The sequence below is a fragment of the Niabella aurantiaca DSM 17617 genome (assembly GCF_000374125.1).
GTDB lineage: Bacteria > Bacteroidota > Bacteroidia > Chitinophagales > Chitinophagaceae > Niabella > Niabella aurantiaca.
Genome location: NZ_KB893625.1, coordinates 722,993 through 739,602, shown reverse-complemented (window position 1 = coordinate 739,602; position 16,610 = coordinate 722,993). Strand labels below are relative to the sequence as shown.

The window sequence follows — 16,610 nt, the reverse complement described above, 5'->3', positions numbered from 1 at the left end:
TTGGTTTGAGGTTAAAGTTCAAGGTTTCCCGTTAAATCCGCTTCCTGCCTGAGGCCTATTGGCCATTAGCAGTTGATGCTGACCGCTGTTTGCTCAATGCTGCAATACCTCCGGCATATACTCTTTGCTTTGCTCAATGGCATCCATGATCTGGCAGGTGATCTCCAGGGCAGAAGCTTCATAATCGATCTGCAGGGGTGGCTTAAAGGTTACGGAAAGCGGGGTTCCCTTCCTTTTGAGGGTAATGCCCGTTTTATTGAATGCGCGGGAAAATCCGCTGATGACCACGGGGATCACGATCGGCTTATGATGTTTGATGATCAGTGCCGTACCTTTTCGTGCCGGGGCATAAGGAGTGGTCGTGCCCTGCGGGAACGTGATCACCCAGTTCTTATCCAGTGCCCGCTGAATCTTTCGCGTATCGGAGGGATCAAGGCCTGTGCGTTTTTCATTACTGTGCTCGTTCCAGGTCCGTTTTACCGTAAGCCCGCCAGCCAGTAAAAACAGCCGGCTCAGCCAGCTGCTCTTCATCGTTTGCTCCGCCGCCACATAGTTGACCCTGGTATAGGGGTTCAGAAAATAATAAGGAACCCCTAACCGATCCTTCTTCCCCCATTTGTGCGCGGAAAGAATATGAAAGAACGTGATCACATCCACAAAATAGGTCTGATGGTTGCTCACAAACAGCACATTGTGGGAAGGAAGGTCTTTAAGGTGCTCCATCCCGTGAATCCGCAGCTTGTTCATGATGGCAATACCCGGATATGTAAATAATCCTACCGTAAAATGAACAAACTTCCTTACAATATTTACGTTTCTGAGGCGGCCGGTTCGTTTGCCCATATTCGTACGGAGATTTTTGGGGTCAATATAATCAAATAAAAGGGTTTAAACCCTGCATCCGGTTTTTTTTTGCGGGAGTCATGGTCAGGCCATTTACTACTGCCCTGCCTGGTCCAATACTGACCCCTCAAATAATTAATACCCATTACCTGCCCGATCATTCAATTTCAGCCATAGCCGATATCCTTTGATAAATATAATACATTTATTTGTGGATTTTATCCGGCGGGTGCAACAACAATCCTGCCTCCAAAAGCAAAATCCTGTTAAATGGCCGGTTGTTGGTATTTTTTTTATCTTTGTGACCTGACCAGGACATTGGGCTAAACCTTAATGATTATTTTGAAGACTATCACATACCGGACAACAGCGCTCTTCCTTTTATTATTTTTGAATCAGCGGTTATTTGCCCAGGAAGGATTTATTATTGACTCCGTCTCATTCTGCTCGCTAACGATGGCTGTTCCTGACACCTGTGTTGCAAAAACAAAACACAGCGTTGCGGGTAAGGATTGGAGCATTGAATGGAGCTACCATAACAAAGGGCGATATCCTTCTACAAAAAGGCCTTATGTAGGTTTTATGAAAGCCGTGGGATATAAGGTTAAAGAAAAGAAGGCTCAATTTCTGATCCATAATAAACAGGTACAGGGAAGCATTCTTACATTTATAGACGATGATAAAGAGAGCTATTCCATTTATGTATCTATGCCGGTCAACAAGCAGATCATGATCCTCCTGCTCTCACTAAACCATTATCCGGTAAATAACAGCAGCCTTCCCGGTTTTGTAAAAAAGATCATACAATTCAAACAATAACTTATGAAAGGTCCCTTCCTGTTTATTTTGATAATGCTGCTGCTAAATACAGGGAGCGTCCGCGGGCAAGGTACGCTCCCGGACAACTTCAGTATCGGCGATTTTGCCGAGGTCTACGCTTCTGACAGCGTTAGGATCTACTTCAGTTGCTTCGGAGGCATAACAGGTAAACGTTGCGCAGATTATTACAGGGTAGGTAAATTAGACCCTCTATATCTTAATGTGACCGGGCGTTTTCATGATTACTTTATGAATGGGAAAGTATATCTGGACGCTATAGTAAAGAACGGCAGTCTGGAGGGTCCTGCCAGATACTATTATTCCAACGGACAATTAAAGGAAGAGGGACAATATAAAGAAGGGATCAGAACCGGGACCTGGAGATTTTACTACCCAACCGGGATCCCGCAAAAAGTGTATTTCTATGAAAATGGGTTTCCCCTGGTTATGGAAGCATTTACAGCAGACAACAGGCAGATCGTAAAAGACGGGAACGGCCATTTTAAAACGGCATTCAGCAAACGTTCTGCCTGTATAAAATTTGAAACGGAGGGGAACCTGATCAATGGGAAAAGATCCGGCTTCTGGACCTTCTCGAACCTTGATGCGAGGAAGCCGGTCTCTGAAGAATTATACAAAGATGGAAACTATATCCATTCAAGGGCGAATGACCAAGACTATACTGAAACACCTAATACAGGCTTATCGGTATACTACGGGAACGAAGTTCTCCAGCTGATTCAAAGTTCAATTACCTGTCCGGGTGATTATAACAGGCATACCAGAGATGTTTTTTGGCTGTCAACACTTACCAATAGTCTACAGGCGACATTTGACACCTGCTCTTTATCCCCCAAAGATCAATGGTTGATCGTTGGCCTGAAGATCGGCACCCAAAAGGACCTGCTAAACCTGAACGTTGCTTCCACTATTAACGATACGCTGCTTGAAAGGTATGTTTATAACAGCATTATGAAGTTCCGGAAATGGAAGCCCTCTTTTCTCAGGGATGAAAAAATTGAAGCAGATTTTTTCTTTTCTGTCCTGGTCGATAATCATAAGATACAGATACCCGAGTATGTGGTTCGCAAAACATTTCATAAGCCATTGCGTTTTAAGTACCCATCTTCTACAGAGACAGAACATCCCTGATCTCTTTTAGCTTTTCAAACACAGACCGCGCAAAAGGACAAAGCGGAATGACCGTTACCTTGCGGCTCCTTGCAAAATCCACCGCCTTCATCAGCAGTTTTTTGCCCACACCCTGCCCGGCAAATGCGGGGTTCACTTCCGTATGATCGATGATAAACTTTGCATCACCGGCCCAAACATAGGTCATGGCCCCGGCAACTACTTCCCCGCTGATGGCCTTAAATACGCCCTTTTTTCCGTCTTCCTCCTGTATGATCTCCATTGCCTGTTTTAATTGTTGTTATTAAATGTACTCCAAAATAAACACATCAGCAACCCCCATTAAAAAACCCCGGCCATAGCCGGGGCTTCATTATTCCATTGGGTAACTGTTATTAAGCAGTTACTTTCCCTTTCACTTTTGCAACCACTTCTTCGGCAATATTGGTAGGAGCCGGAGTGTAATGTGAAAACTCCATGGTGCTGGAAGCACGGCCGGAAGTCAGCGAACGCAGCTGCGTTACGTATCCGAACATTTCGCTCAGCGGCACCTGGGCTTTGATCACCTGCGCACCCGCACGGGTATCCATACCTTCCATCATGCCACGACGACGGTTCAGGTCACCGGTCACATCACCCATGTATTGTTCAGGCGTGGTTACCTCTACCTTCATGATGGGCTCCAGCAGCACAGGTTTTGCTTTACGGGCAGCCTCGCGGAAGCCTTGCTTGGCGCAAAGCTCAAACGACATAGAATCCGAATCCACCGCGTGAAAGCTTCCGTCAAATACACGGATCTTCATATTGTCTACCGGGTAGTTGGCCAGCACACCATTGGTCATAGAGGTTTCAAAACCCTTCTGGATAGCGGGAACAAACTCTCTCGGAATAGCACCACCAAAAATGTCGTTTACGAACTGGTAGTTCTTGTCGGGGTTCTCTTTCTTCCAGTCTTCATCCACCGGCCCCAGGCTAAACTGGATATCTGCAAATTTACCACGACCACCGGTTTGTTTTTTCAGGGTTTCCCTGTGCTCTATGGTTGTGTTGAAAGCCTCTTTATAAGCTACCTGGGGCGCGCCCTGGTTTACTTCCACTTTGAACTCACGTTTCATCCGGTCGATGATGATCTCCAGATGCAACTCTCCCATACCACTCAGGATGGTCTGGCCAGTATCTTCATCGGTCTTTACACGCAATGTAGGATCTTCTTCTACCAGCTTCGCAATGGCCATACCCATTTTATCCACATCGGCCTGTGTTTTAGGCTCCACCGCTACGGAGATCACCGGTTCCGGAATAAACATGTTTTCCAGAACGATCGGGTGGTTCTCGTCGCAAAGGGTATCCCCTGTTTTAATTTCTTTAAATCCAACCGCCGCACCAATATCACCCGCTTCAATAAAATCAACCGGGTTTTGCTTGTTGGCAAACATTTTCATGATACGGCTGATCCGCTCTTTCTTACCGCTTCTTACGTTCAGCACATAAGAACCGGCATCCAGGTGACCGCTGTAACAACGGAAGAACGCCAGGCGGCCCACAAACGGATCGGTCATGATCTTAAAGGCCAATGCAGCAAACGGCTCTTTTGCATCCGGCTTCCGGGTCAATACTTTTTCAGGATCATCGGGGTCATGACCTTCGATGGCTTCAACATCCACAGGAGAAGGCAGGTAGCGGCAAACCGCATCCAGTGCTGTTTGTACGCCTTTATTTTTGAAAGAAGAACCGCACATCATCGGAACGATGCTCAGGTCGATGGCTGCTTTACGGATGGCCTCATGGATCTCGTCCTCAGAGATCGTATTCGGATCTTCAAAGAATTTCTCCATCAGCTGATCATCATATTCCGCAACAGCTTCGATCAGGTGTGCTCTCCACTCTTCCACTTCCTCTTTCATATCATCAGGAACCGGTATCTCCGTATAGGTCATCCCTTCTGTGGCATCATCCCAAATGATCCCGATATTCTTGATCAGGTCCACCACTCCCTTAAAATTGTCTTCTGCGCCGATGGGCAGCTGGAGGGGCACCGCTTTTGCACCCAGCATTTCCCGAACCTGTTTTACCACGTTCAGAAAATCAGCACCGGAACGGTCCATTTTATTTACAAAACCGATCCGGGGAACGCGGTAACGGTTTGCCTGGCGCCATACGGTTTCCGACTGAGGTTCTACCCCGTCAACCGCAGAGAACAAAGCGATCAGACCATCCAGTACACGCATGGAACGCTCCACCTCTACGGTAAAGTCCACGTGTCCCGGAGTATCAATAATGTTAAAAGAATATTCTTTAGTTGCATTTGTAGCCTTACCCTTATCAGTAGGGAAGTTCCATTTACAGCTAACGGCAGCAGAAGTAATGGTAATACCACGCTCTTTTTCCTGCTCCATCCAGTCGGTAGTAGCACCACCTTCGTGTACTTCACCAATCCTGTGAATCATACCGGTGTAACGTAAAATACGTTCCGTTGTAGTGGTTTTACCAGCGTCGATGTGCGCGGCAATACCAAAGTTCCTTTGAAATTTTAAATCTGCCATGATTTTGCTATAGTTGAAATTATTTATTTTAAAACCCCACTTTGCTCATTTTCAATACTTTAAAAAATAAAAATACCTGTCTGAGCAAAAAAATGGAATTTAAGGCTGCAAAGGTAAGAAAATATCACAAAAAATCGATTTGAATCACCTTAAATGTGGATTAATTGTGGCATGCGTGTAAAAAACCCGGATTTTTGCAGTAAGGGGCTATGGAGTCGGTTCTCTATTTGCCTACAGTAAAACAGTGTCCAAAGGCTGAAAGAAAAAAAGGATGGACATTTCTCATATTGCCGGTTTTAATTGCTTGAACGGGAAATATCCTGTAAATGCAACATCACCATGTTATCCGATCCGGTAAAATAAAGAATGTTTCAACCTGGGATCAATCCCAATCCGCTGCCACGCCTTCTGCCAGGATCCTTCCTGCGGCATCTTTAAATTTTATAAAATGGCCGTTGATCATATATGAACGGATCTGCGGCAACACTTTCAGATAGGCGTTCTCCACTTTCATAAATTCCGCACAGAATTTTTTGGTGGCGGCGATTGAAGAAAAGCCGATTTCCGTCCCCGCCCCGGTGCTGGTAGCAAACACGGCCTTGTTGCAGCCGGCCATCCCGCCGGTACGCGCGAGATCCGTAAGGTTAATAGAGGCCCGTGACTCTATCACCAGAGCGCCATCTGCCCCTTCCAGTTTTTTCAGCATCCATTCCCTGCGCAGGGGGTTCCAGCTACCGGCCGGAGGCTCTTTTTTCCCGGCATCCGCCACCCCCTCCAACAGCAATACATCCTCTTTATCAAACAGCTTCAGCCGGTTGCCGATCACCTGGTATTTTGCAGCCAGGGGCAGTGCTTTGGCAAGAATGTATTCAAGATCCCCAGCTGTTTTGCAATCACCATTCGCGCTGTTTATATTGCTGAATGTCATTGCCGGCGCGCCACGCGTTTTTGTCACAAAACGGATCTGGTTACAGCCTACAAAAGCCCTGGAGGTCTCCAGGCTGGTCAGGTCAATAAAAGCCTGCCGCTTCATCAGACTGTCTGACGGAGCATTGATCAGTTTTATAATATTCCATTTACGTGCGGGATCATCCATCTCATCATCATCAGCGATCCCCGCTCTAAGGAGGCGGCGTCCCTGCCTGTCGAACAGGCTGATCTGGCCGGGGTCTACTGAAAAACGGTATACGTTCTTCAGTAATTGCCGGTAGACAGCATCATTGGAGTGGATCATATTGAGCGACCGGCTCATATCCAGCTCCATCCGCTGGTGATGACCAAACCTGGGTGTCAGTACCAGGGTATCACTCCCGGATATAAAACCGGAACGGGCTACATCCCTCAGGTCCAGGAACATTTTCTTCTCCGGATACTGTCCGCTCATCTCCAGGATCTCCCATTTATGATGCAGGGCTTCCGTATGCAATGTACTTACCAGGGGTGCCGTATTGCGGCTACAGGCGGCAATAATGACGGTGGTCAGCAGCAGCGGGTATATTCGTTTTATTTTCATACTTCTTATTAGATGGCCCATATATCATATATTTGCAATACATATCCTAACCGCGGATCCTGTCAAATAAATACTAAAACTAATGAAATTCAAATTGATGCTCTTCTTCCTCCTGGCTGCGGGCCTGTACGCCTGTGAAAAAGGCACTCCAACACAGGAACAACCTCAATCTCAAAAAGAGCCTGGTGTAAAAACCGGGATCGGAACAAAGGTGATCATCAATCAATCATACCTGACAGATACAACAAAAGCGATCGATAGCAACTACGAAAAATTTGCCGGAGTTTGGAGACTTACCGTATTTGTTTGCGGCACCTGCGGAGTGGACCCGCGAAAGCCGGATACCACCGAAATCCTTACACTGCGGAGGAACGGGCAATACGAGCGGATCAGAAGCGATACTGTTTATTTCACAGGCACCTATAACATTCGGTATGATTACCGTTGTGGTAGCACTGCCGCCGAAAAAACATTCCTTTTTGAGGACGTAGCATCAATAGAAAATGCAAAAAAATCGAGTACTTCGTTCCCCCTCTTCTACCTCAGCTCCACAATTAGTATTTCCGATCCGGTCAGTCCGGTACTTACCATTGCGGCTCCCAAATGTATGGTGGACATGGATGGATATAAAACCTATAAAAGGATTACGGAATGAACCGGTATTTGTGATTTAATGGACGCCGGATACAGCTGCCGCTCTTTACAGGGTGCGATCTTTCCTACCGCAGATACCCCAGTATCTTCAGCATGCTTTGTGAAGACTGCTCCTTGGCATATACCCATTCAATCAATTTGCCGTTTTTATCGTATTCGAGGATGATGTGCTTGGGCGAGGGGATCAGGCAATGTTTGATGCCCCCATATCCGCTGATCTGATCCTGGTAAGCGCCGGTATGAAAAAAACCGACGTATAAGGGTTCCGCATCGCTTTCCGCATTTTTGGGCGTGGCTTCAATGGCCGGAACGCCCAAACCACCAACCCCATTATCATTTTTGATCTTGGGGAGAAATACTTCATTGATATGCTCTTCGGAATCATAGTAGTCATGCCCGTCGCAGGTAATGCCACCCAATACCACCCGCTGGTATTCATTGTTCCATTTATTGATCGGCAGCATTAAAAAGCGCTCACCGATGCCCCAGGTATCCGGCAGGGTCGTAATGAAGGAAGAATCGATCATGTACCAGGTTTCCCGGTCGTTCTGTACCTTTTCGCCGATCACGCTGTAAATATGCGCCATGCTCTCCCCTACCGTAAAGCTGCCAAACTCGGTGTAGATATTGGGTACCGGCACTTTTGCTTTTTTGCAGGCAGATTTGATGTTGCTGATGATCTCGTTGATCATGAACTGGTAGTCGTACTCAAAACCCAGGCTGTGCTTGATGGGAAAACCGCCGCCGATGTTAATGGAATCCAGCTCGGGACAGATCTTTCTCAGCTGACAGTAAAGGTTGATGCTTTTGCGCAGCTCGCTCCAGTAATAGATATCATCTTTGATCCCCTTGTTTAAAAAGATATGGAGCATCTTAAGCTGGAACTTTTCCTCATTCCCTTCGATTTCATCCACGTAAAATTCCAGCACATCTTTGGCCCGGATGCCCAGGCGCGAGGTATAAAAGGGAAAAGTAGGTTCCTCTTCCGCTGCAATGCGGATCCCCAGCTTAAACGGCTCTTTGCTTTTTATGCTCCGCCGGTACATCTGCAGTTCCTCCTTATTATCCAGCACCGGGATCACATTCTTAAAGCCGCTGTTAATGAGCTTTGCGATGCGCGAGGTGTAGGCTTTTTGCTTAAAGCCGTTGCAAACAATATTGATATCCTTTGTGACCTTCCTTCTTTTATAAAGCTGGTTGATGATATCGATATCATAAGCAAAAGAAGTTTCCAGATGGATATTGTGCTTCAACGCCTCCTCAACTACAAAAGAGAAATGCGAGCTCTTGGTGCAGTAGCAATAAAAATATTCTCCCTCGTATTTGTGCCGCTTCATTGCCGTGGCAAAATATTGCTTTGCCTTGTTGATGTTGATCCCGATCTTGGGCAGATAGCTGACCTTGAGGGGAGTGCCGTGCTTTTTGATCAGGGCTTTCAGGTCGATGCCGTTAAATTTCAAATACCCGCCCTCTACTTCAATTCCTTCCTGCGGGAAGTTAAAGGTCTGGTCTACTAAGCCTAAGTATGAATTATTCATTACTCAACAAATCCGGTGAATGCCGGCAGCTTTTAAGTTTTTTTAAAATTGCCCGCTAAATTACTGAATTATGCAATTGGCCAATTTGAAAAGTTGAAAATGTTTTTAACCCGGAGCAACAGCCGGTCAAGCGTCCTGTAGTGATCCCAGCATCGTCCTGTCCTCAATTAGAATTTCCTTAATTCCGTAGCAATCAAAACTTCTTTATGACGCACCAGAAAATACTGCTTTCTTTATCACTCCTTTTTTAGCCCTCCTTGCGTTTAAACTTAGCCCGTGAAGTGCACCAGGGATCCGCAAGGACCGCAACCCACAAAAAAGCCCGCCGTTTCCGGCAGGCTCACAGTATTGTAAAAAAACAGCTTACTTAACAGAAGCAACCAGCGCCTTGAACGACTCGGGGTTGTTCATGGCCAGATCCGCTAATACTTTGCGGTCGAGGTCAATTTGTTTTTCTTTCAGCTTGTTGATAAAAACGGAGTAGGTCAGGCCTTCTTCACGAACGGCAGCGTTGATCCGCGCGATCCATAAAGCACGGTAATCCCTTTTCTTCAATTTACGACCCACATACATATAGGTCATCCCTTTTTCTACAACGTTTTTGGCAACGGTAAATACGTTTTTACGTTTGCCATAAAAGCCTTTGGCTTGTTTTAATATTTTTTTTCTGCGGGCTTTAGAAGCTGCGGAGTTTACTGAACGTGGCATATCTGAATAATTTTAATTGTAAATGATAAAATAAGAATCAAGCAATCGCTTATTTTAAACGCAATAGGCGCTGTACAAAATTCATGTTGGATTTTGCAACAACACCGTCGATCCGCATACCGCGTTTACGCTTGGTTGATTTTTTGGTCAGAATGTGACGTTTGAAACTTTTTTGGTGGGTGATCTTACCAGTAGCCGTTACTTTAAAACGTTTCTTTGCACTGGAGTTTGTTTTTACTTTAGGCATTTTTACCTTTATTTTCTTGTGATACCTTTGAGGTGTTGACGCCCGGGCGCCACCCTTTTTGAACCTCTTCAGTAATGTTTCCGTTTTTTCAAACGGGATGCAAAGGTAAGCAAATAATTGAAATCCGGCATTGTTCCCGGTAAAAATACTCATTTATCCTGGCGCTTCATTAAAATTATCATAAAATTGGGGGTAAGAAGTGCCTGCAATTACGGTACAAATCTTAATTTTCGCCTTTACTATGATGATAAGATTAAAGCATTCAGCCTGTTATAAAAAAAACTTCCTGTTGTTGCTGGTCCTCGGCAGTGCATTTGCGTCACTGAACGCACAGGATGTGATGGGAAAAATTGAGCGTTTTGCAAGTTCTTTTACCCCGGAACGCGCTTATATTCATTACGACAAGAGCAGCTATTCTCCCGGGGAAACCATCTGGTTTAAGGCCTACCTGCTGGCAGAAATTGCGCCGGCTGAGGCCAGCAAGACCTTTTATATCGATTGGATCGATGATAAAGGGAAGATCCTGCAGCACACGACCAGCCCGCTGGTGAATGGCATGACCAACGGCCAGTTTGAGCTTCCGGTCGGTTATACGGGCAAGTCCCTCACCGTAAAAGCCTATACCAGCTGGATGCTGAACTTTGATGCCGCCTTTCTCTATACGAAAAAGATACCGGTTGTAAACAATGCACCACCTGCACCGGACAAAACAGGCGCCGACCTGAAACCCACGCTGACCTTTTTTCCCGAGGGCGGAGACGCCATTGCCGGCCTTCAGAACAAAATTGCTTATAAAGCGGTCGACGCTTTTGGCGACCCGGTAAAGATCACGGGTACCGTGGTGGATGAAGCAGGAAAGTTTGTGGACAGTATCCGGAACATGCACGACGGCATGGGATATATCCTGCTTATTCCCAAACCCAACGCAAAATATACCGCCAAATGGAAGGACGACAAGAAGACGGCATACACGACACCGCTCCCGGCAATAAAAGCCGAAGGGGTCGCTTTAAAAATTGCCCTTGCTCCCGGCAAACGGAACTTTGAAGTTTTGGCCAGTGCTGCGGCCGGTGCCGATAGTGTACACATCATCGGCACGATGTACCAGCATGCCATATTCAATATCAGCAGGGCCATAAAACCGGGTCCGGTCACCGGCAGTATTCCGCTGGAAAGCCTGCCTTATGGCATTTTAACGATCACGGTCTTCGATCAGAACTGGAAGCCACTGGCGGAAAGGATCACTTATGTTGATAACAACCAGGCCTATTCCCGCCCCGCGATGATGGAGGTAGAACACTGGGGACTGAGCCACCGTGGAAGAAATGAGCTCATCATCTCGCTGTCCGAGGCAGTCCCCGCTTCGCTGTCCATCGCCGTTACCGACCTGGCCATTGGCGGAGACAGTACGGAAAACATCCTTTCGGGCCTGATGCTCACCGGCGAACTGAAGGGAAAAGTGTACAACCCGGCTTATTACTTTAAAGACAGTTCCCTGACTACACAGCAGCACCTCGATCTGGTGATGCTTACCAATGGCTGGCGCCGTTTTAACTGGCAGCAACTGATCGCCGGCGAGCTGCCTGCCGTGCGGTATCCGAGGGACTCCGCCTATATCTCTGTTTCCGGGAAACTGGCAGGCATCATGCCAGCCTCCATCTCACCAGCCTCCTCCATTATTGTGATGATGAAACAAAAAGATACAGAGGGTAAAGTGCTGATGATGCCCATTACAAAGGACGGGCGCTTTAATGATCCATCGTCCATATTCTTTGACACTGCACGGGTTGCCTATAAGATACAGGATAAAACGCTCGACGGATCAATGGTCCAGTTCATGCCGGACAAACTCCGGGTGCCGGATCCGGGAGAGGGATGGAAAAGCTTGTTGAAAGCAGATACGGCGGGAAGCGCCTACCACCTCAGGCTTGCCGCTGCGGCCAATGCCATTGCAGAAAAAAACAGGTATAAGGAGCTGGAAGCTGTTACCGTTGCTGCTAAAACCAAAACGCCGGTCCAGATACTGGACGATAAATATGCTTCCGGCCTGTTTAAAGGCGATATGAATTCCGTTCAGTTAGATGTATTGAACGATCCCTTCGCCAAAAGCGCAATGGACATTTTCACCTACCTGCAAGGAAAAGTGGCGGGACTCCAGATCTCCGGATCCGGCTCCAATGCGTCCTTAAGCTGGCGCGGTGGCGCCCCTCAGATCTATATTGATGAAATGCCTGCGGATGTGAGCTTTGCCTCATCCATTAATGTGAATGACATAGCCTATATCAAAGCATTCCGTCCGCCGTTTATGGGTGGATCCAATGGTGCCAACGGGGCCATTGCCATCTATACCCGGCGCGGTGATGATGTGAAGCCCGAGCCCGGGAAAGGCATGTCTGCAAGCCGTATTGAAGGCTATACTGCCATCAGGGAATTTTACGTACCCAAGTATTACAGCGAGTTTGTGGCTCCGGACGCGGATAAAGATGTGCGCACCACCATTTACTGGAATCCCAATGTGGTCATCGACCCCAAAAAGAAACAGGTAATGGTGTCCTTCTATAACAACGACGTCACCGACGCCTTCCGGGTAGTGATCCAGGGAATGACGCTGGACGGAAAGCTGATCCATCATGAAGAGAATATGGAATAGCCATACTTTATCAGGTCCCTTTCAGGAGACCCGGATAAGAAGAGAAAATAGTCCCGGACTTTGCATATATGTCAGGTTAGTTTTGCTATCAGAAGCTGCAGCACAGCGCCGATCCTGTTAGCCAATGGCAGTAACGACAATGGAGGTGCGGCGCACCGGTAACAGGGCACGGTTGGTACAGACTGGTGCTCAATATTACCGCGGCTCTGCTGGCAAGATCTTTAGGCACTCCGGGGTACAAAAAGGAGCGGGCGCACTGCGCCTTTGCCCCTTACTTATTTTTAATCGCTATACTTTTTAACGGGAAAAAAGATCTTCAGGATGCTTCCTCGTGAAGTGATTCTTCTCACCTCGGCGCTAATGCGAAGTTCCGGAACAGTATTACAATAGCGGCTTGGGGGTCACCCTAAAAAGAGAATCTGTTATCGCATTCCTATATATAGCAGCTGTTTCTTTTGGCCCATTCCTGCTGATTAATATGCCGGGCCACCCAGAAAAAATCAGCCCCGTTTCCGGGGCTGACCTCATACACTTTAAATTATGAAAACTAAACCTTACCCATCTTAAAATCTTCTCCCACCAGGTGCATAACATTTTACGGATTTATAAAATGTTATACGCCCTTCCCTCCTTATCTTCTTCTGCCTTCAGAACGCCCGCGGCTGCTTCCGTCATTTCCACGTGACCCGCTCCCCCTCGAAAAACCGCCGCTCTCACTTCTTGCAGGTGCGCTTCGCTGTACCTGTACTTCACGGCTCCGGGATGCTTCCTGGCGCTGTGCACTTTCGCGCCGGCGCATTTGCTCCATACGCTGCGTGTTCTCCTGGCTCCGCCGTGCTTCTGACTGCTGCTGATCGCGCTGGCGACGCATCTGTTCCGCCCGTTGTGCATTCTCCTGGTTGCGGCGGGCAGTTTCCTGTTGCTCCTGCTGGCGCGCCCGCTCTACCCGTTGTGCATTTTCCTGACTTCTGCGCGCATCCATCTGCTGGTCGCGCTGGCGGCGCATCTGCTCAACTTGCTGTGCATCGCTCCGGTTGCGGGTCTCATTCCGTTGATCGCGTATCTGTTGTTCTCTTTGCCGTGTTGCTGCGTCATTGTTGCGCGCATTCTCCAGGTTGCCCCGGCGCTGTCTTTGCGGGTCGCTTCTCCTGTCAGCGGCTGCATCACCGGTGGTGCGGTTCGCCGGTGTGCCTGTTGCACGCCGTCCGGATACACCGGTGCTATTGCTGCTCCTGCGTTCGCCGGCTGCATCCCGGTTTTCTGTTCCTGAATTCCGGTTCCCATACCGCTCACGTACGGCATCGCTCCTTCTTCCTGCCGCGGTGCTGCCGCGGTTCGTATTGCTCCGGTCAACCCGGGCAGCGTCCCTGCTGTATTGCTGTACTGTCCTCGGAGTATAGCGGGAGTTCTCGCTGCTCCTCCGGACAGCCGGGCGATATACAGATACTTCGTTCCGGCCTACGGAAGTGCGTCCGGGGCGGTTTGCATCCCGTACCCTGACGGTCTGGATGCGTCCGGCATACCGTTCTACATCCGTGCGGCGCGGTCCGTTTGAGTAGTATCCCCGGCCCCGGTAATTCCTGCCACCATAATTATTGATGATGGTGGTATGATTGATGATGGTCACGTTGTTCCGGTAAGGATAATAGTACCGGTTGATGTAGCGCGACCCCATGTACCGGCAGGGGGCAAAGGTCCAGTAATCGTACGGCGGGTTATAATTGCCAAAACCTATATTAATACTGATCCCCGGCCTCAGCGGAGCCCACCCGTAGTAGTCGCCGCCACCCCTCCACGCTACCCAGCCCGGAGACCATTCGTAGCCCGGCACCCACATCCACCCGTAAAACGGATCATAGAACCACCTTCCATAGTGAAAAGGTGCCCAGCCCCAATCGTAATCCGAGGCCCACATCCAGTCGTCTCCATCTGCATAGACCCAGCGGCCATTGGTTGCGTAGGGCCGGAAATCGCCGCCTACGCGTGGGCGCCAGGCATATCCGTAATCCGGATAATCGATCCATTCCCCATAAGGGCTCAGCTCATCATAGAATGTCTGAAAATTAATGCTTACCCCAACCCTTGGCTGAGCTGCGGCCCTCTGAGAAACCGACAAAGCCAACGCCAGGAATAAACCAAAGCTCCATGTGGTAATAAGTCGTTTCATGTCTGAAAATTATTTTGTTTTGAGTTAAAATTGTTACCCGAGGCGGCAGGCATTTGGTGCTGTTGCTTTCTCTTAATTTATTAGACGGTAATTTACTTCTGAAGTTGGCAAACAGCGGGCAAACTAACAATTGTTATGAAAAATTTAAGTAAAATTTATTAACATTTCCGTTTAACGCCTTTGGTTCAGGTCGTTCAATGTTCCGGGACTAACGTTTGAGGTTTAAGCTTTGGTTCCCATTTGCCGCCCGATGCGCATTTCGCAGCTCCAGGCCCTGCTGATGGGTGATCGCTGAAAGCTGACTCCTAACCGCTTCTAAACCCGGATCCCTGTACATTTGCATTAAAACTGTCATTTTTATTGAAGGATTATTATCAAATACTGGGACTTCCTCCTTCGGCCACCATTGCAGAAATAAAAATGGCTTACCGGAAGCTGGCGCACCAGTATCATCCCGACAAAAACCCCTCTAATCTGTATGCGGCGGCGCATTTCAGCCTGATCAAGGAGGCCTATCACACGCTTACCCGGCCGGAGCTGAAGACACAATACCTTCAGGAACGCTGGCTGCAACAATCGATGGGGGCACCCATGGAAAAAACGGCTACGACGCCTCCGGAACTGTTGAAAGACCTGCTGAGCGTGCACCAGCAGCTCATTCATTACGACGTGTACCGGGTGGATAAAAGAGGCGTATATGCCACGCTGCAGGAATTGATCAGCCCCGCTAAAATCGATATACTGAATCAGTTCCACCAGCAGGATATTAACCGGGAAATGGTGAAATGGATGGCTGATAGTATTTTCTTATTACATCCGGAAGACCAGCTCCGTATCCTGGAGCAGATGGAAAAGATCCTGGCCCCTGCAGAAAGCCGTATCCTGATCGGAAAAAAGAGCCGCGAGATCCGTCAGTCGATCCGCTTCAGCCGCTATAAGCCCTTTTTGATTTTAGGGCTAATTATCCTACTTTGCATCATCATCGCATATTCCTTATAATAACCTATTGGTTAATTTTAAACTTTATCCGTTATGATGCCAATCGGGGACGACAATTCCGGTCGCACGCTTACTCCCTATATCAACTACCTGTTAATCGCCATCAATATTTTTGTTTTTATTTATTACCAGCGACTGGGAACGAATATCGATTTCCTGATGCGCTACTCCACCGTGCCGGGTGAGATCCTTACCGGTACCGACATCGTGGGCACCAATGACCTCGGGCCCTCCCCGGTGCCGGTCTATACGACCATTTTCACCGCCATGTTCATGCATGGCAACATTGCGCATATCCTGGGCAATATGCTTTACCTGTCGATTTTCGGTGATAATATTGAAAATGCGATGGGGCATCTCCGGTACCTGGTATTTTACCTGCTGTGCGGCGTGCTGGCTTCCTTTTCGCATGTGTTTATGGCATTGGTATTGGAAGATGGTCTGCTCATTCCCAGCCTGGGCGCTTCCGGTGCCATCTCCGGCGTGCTGGGTGGTTACCTGGTGCTCTTTCCAAAGAACAGGATCCGTATCTGGGCATTGCTGTTCACCTTCCGTGTGCCGGCGGTCATCACCCTGGGGCTCTGGATCGTGATGCAGGTGGTCAGCCAGGTCAATACGATCGGGGCCAGCGAGCAGTCGGGTGTTGCGTACGCGGCACATATCGGGGGGGTTCTTGCCGGTATGTTCCTGGTAAGGTTTTTTGCAAACCGGAAACAATTTGGAATTTGAAAATATAAAAATGAGGATCCCGGACTTTTTGAAAGAAAATCCAACACCAGGCAATAAAACCGGGCCCAA

General features: G+C 48.1%; 14 protein-coding genes. 6 read left to right on the top strand and 8 right to left on the bottom strand.

What is annotated here, in order from left to right; genetic code table 11:
* Positions 1–93 precede the first annotated feature (93 nt).
* Positions 94–843: a lysophospholipid acyltransferase family protein gene (locus B160_RS0103135; RefSeq protein WP_018626410.1), complete on the bottom strand. Its 750-nt coding sequence runs from the start codon at positions 841–843 to the stop codon at positions 94–96.
* 342 nt (positions 844–1,185) lie between these two features.
* Here B160_RS0103135 and B160_RS0103125 point away from each other — a divergent pair, with 342 nt between their 5' ends.
* Complete coding sequence (locus tag B160_RS0103125; protein ID WP_157557862.1) at positions 1,186–1,662, top strand: hypothetical protein; 477 nt, start codon at positions 1,186–1,188, stop codon at positions 1,660–1,662.
* A gap of 3 nt (positions 1,663–1,665) precedes the next feature.
* Entirely contained in the window at positions 1,666–2,814 is a 1,149-nt protein-coding gene (locus B160_RS0103120; protein WP_018626407.1) for a toxin-antitoxin system YwqK family antitoxin, read from the top strand.
* Here B160_RS0103120 and B160_RS0103115 read toward each other — a convergent pair.
* The 3 genes from B160_RS0103115 to B160_RS0103100 form a co-directional block, all read right to left on the bottom strand.
* The gene (locus tag B160_RS0103115) at positions 2,792–3,076 is read right to left on the bottom strand and encodes a GNAT family N-acetyltransferase (protein ID WP_018626406.1); all 285 of its coding nucleotides are present in this window, start codon (positions 3,074–3,076) and stop codon (positions 2,792–2,794) included. The two genes, B160_RS0103120 and B160_RS0103115, sit on opposite strands and share 23 nt — an antisense overlap.
* A 112-nt stretch (positions 3,077–3,188) precedes the next feature.
* Positions 3,189–5,336 (bottom strand): elongation factor G, encoded by a 2,148-nt coding sequence (fusA, locus tag B160_RS0103110; RefSeq protein WP_018626405.1) that lies wholly within the window; start codon positions 5,334–5,336, stop codon positions 3,189–3,191.
* 382 nt (positions 5,337–5,718) lie between these two features.
* Positions 5,719–6,849: an META domain-containing protein gene (locus B160_RS0103100; protein WP_018626403.1), complete on the bottom strand. Its 1,131-nt coding sequence runs from the start codon at positions 6,847–6,849 to the stop codon at positions 5,719–5,721.
* An 82-nt stretch (positions 6,850–6,931) separates the two neighbouring features.
* Here B160_RS0103100 and B160_RS0103095 point away from each other — a divergent pair, with 82 nt between their 5' ends.
* Positions 6,932–7,504, top strand: a complete 573-nt coding sequence (locus B160_RS0103095) for a hypothetical protein (RefSeq protein WP_018626402.1) — start codon at positions 6,932–6,934, stop codon at positions 7,502–7,504.
* Between the two features lie 64 nt (positions 7,505–7,568).
* Here the strand turns inward: B160_RS0103095 and B160_RS0103090 are convergent, their stop codons facing one another.
* From B160_RS0103090 to rpmI, 3 genes are all read right to left on the bottom strand, one after another.
* Entirely contained in the window at positions 7,569–9,041 is a 1,473-nt protein-coding gene (locus B160_RS0103090) for a type III PLP-dependent enzyme domain-containing protein (RefSeq protein WP_018626401.1), read from the bottom strand.
* A 363-nt stretch (positions 9,042–9,404) separates the two neighbouring features.
* The gene (gene rplT, locus B160_RS0103085; RefSeq protein ID WP_018626400.1) at positions 9,405–9,749 is read right to left on the bottom strand and encodes a 50S ribosomal protein L20; all 345 of its coding nucleotides are present in this window, start codon (positions 9,747–9,749) and stop codon (positions 9,405–9,407) included.
* A gap of 49 nt (positions 9,750–9,798) precedes the next feature.
* Complete coding sequence (gene rpmI / locus B160_RS32495; protein ID WP_018626399.1) at positions 9,799–10,149, bottom strand: 50S ribosomal protein L35; 351 nt, start codon at positions 10,147–10,149, stop codon at positions 9,799–9,801.
* A gap of 88 nt (positions 10,150–10,237) precedes the next feature.
* On the opposite strand from rpmI, the gene B160_RS0103075 reads away from it, so the two are divergent.
* Positions 10,238–12,646 (top strand): hypothetical protein, encoded by a 2,409-nt coding sequence (locus tag B160_RS0103075; RefSeq protein ID WP_018626398.1) that lies wholly within the window; start codon positions 10,238–10,240, stop codon positions 12,644–12,646.
* Positions 12,647–13,277: 631 nt separating this feature from the next.
* On the opposite strand, the gene B160_RS30415 is transcribed toward B160_RS0103075, so the two are convergent.
* Positions 13,278–14,813, bottom strand: coding sequence for a DUF6600 domain-containing protein (locus tag B160_RS30415; RefSeq protein WP_051107107.1), 1,536 nt, complete (start codon positions 14,811–14,813; stop codon positions 13,278–13,280).
* Between the two features lie 360 nt (positions 14,814–15,173).
* Between B160_RS30415 and B160_RS0103055 the strand changes: the two genes are divergently transcribed.
* Together B160_RS0103055 and B160_RS0103050 are read left to right on the top strand one after the other, a co-directional pair.
* Entirely contained in the window at positions 15,174–15,812 is a 639-nt protein-coding gene (locus B160_RS0103055) for a J domain-containing protein (protein WP_018626395.1), read from the top strand.
* A 33-nt stretch (positions 15,813–15,845) separates the two neighbouring features.
* Positions 15,846–16,541: a rhomboid family intramembrane serine protease gene (locus B160_RS0103050; RefSeq protein WP_018626394.1), complete on the top strand. Its 696-nt coding sequence runs from the start codon at positions 15,846–15,848 to the stop codon at positions 16,539–16,541.
* Positions 16,542–16,610: the final 69 nt, after the last annotated feature.

Coding starts and splice junctions, on each gene's coding strand:
- B160_RS0103115 (WP_018626406.1), bottom strand. CDS start 3,076: ATGGAGATCATACAGGAGGAAGACGGAAAAAAGGGCGTATTTAAGGCC.
- B160_RS0103120 (WP_018626407.1), top strand. CDS start 1,666: ATGAAAGGTCCCTTCCTGTTTATTTTGATAATGCTGCTGCTAAATACA.
- B160_RS0103090 (WP_018626401.1), bottom strand. CDS start 9,041: ATGAATAATTCATACTTAGGCTTAGTAGACCAGACCTTTAACTTCCCG.
- B160_RS0103135 (WP_018626410.1), bottom strand. CDS start 843: ATGGGCAAACGAACCGGCCGCCTCAGAAACGTAAATATTGTAAGGAAG.
- B160_RS0103050 (WP_018626394.1), top strand. CDS start 15,846: ATGATGCCAATCGGGGACGACAATTCCGGTCGCACGCTTACTCCCTAT.
- B160_RS30415 (WP_051107107.1), bottom strand. CDS start 14,813: ATGAAACGACTTATTACCACATGGAGCTTTGGTTTATTCCTGGCGTTG.
- rplT (WP_018626400.1), bottom strand. CDS start 9,749: ATGCCACGTTCAGTAAACTCCGCAGCTTCTAAAGCCCGCAGAAAAAAA.
- B160_RS0103095 (WP_018626402.1), top strand. CDS start 6,932: ATGAAATTCAAATTGATGCTCTTCTTCCTCCTGGCTGCGGGCCTGTAC.
- B160_RS0103100 (WP_018626403.1), bottom strand. CDS start 6,849: ATGAAAATAAAACGAATATACCCGCTGCTGCTGACCACCGTCATTATT.
- fusA (WP_018626405.1), bottom strand. CDS start 5,336: ATGGCAGATTTAAAATTTCAAAGGAACTTTGGTATTGCCGCGCACATC.
- rpmI (WP_018626399.1), bottom strand. CDS start 10,149: ATGAGTATTTTTACCGGGAACAATGCCGGATTTCAATTATTTGCTTAC.
- B160_RS0103075 (WP_018626398.1), top strand. CDS start 10,238: ATGATGATAAGATTAAAGCATTCAGCCTGTTATAAAAAAAACTTCCTG.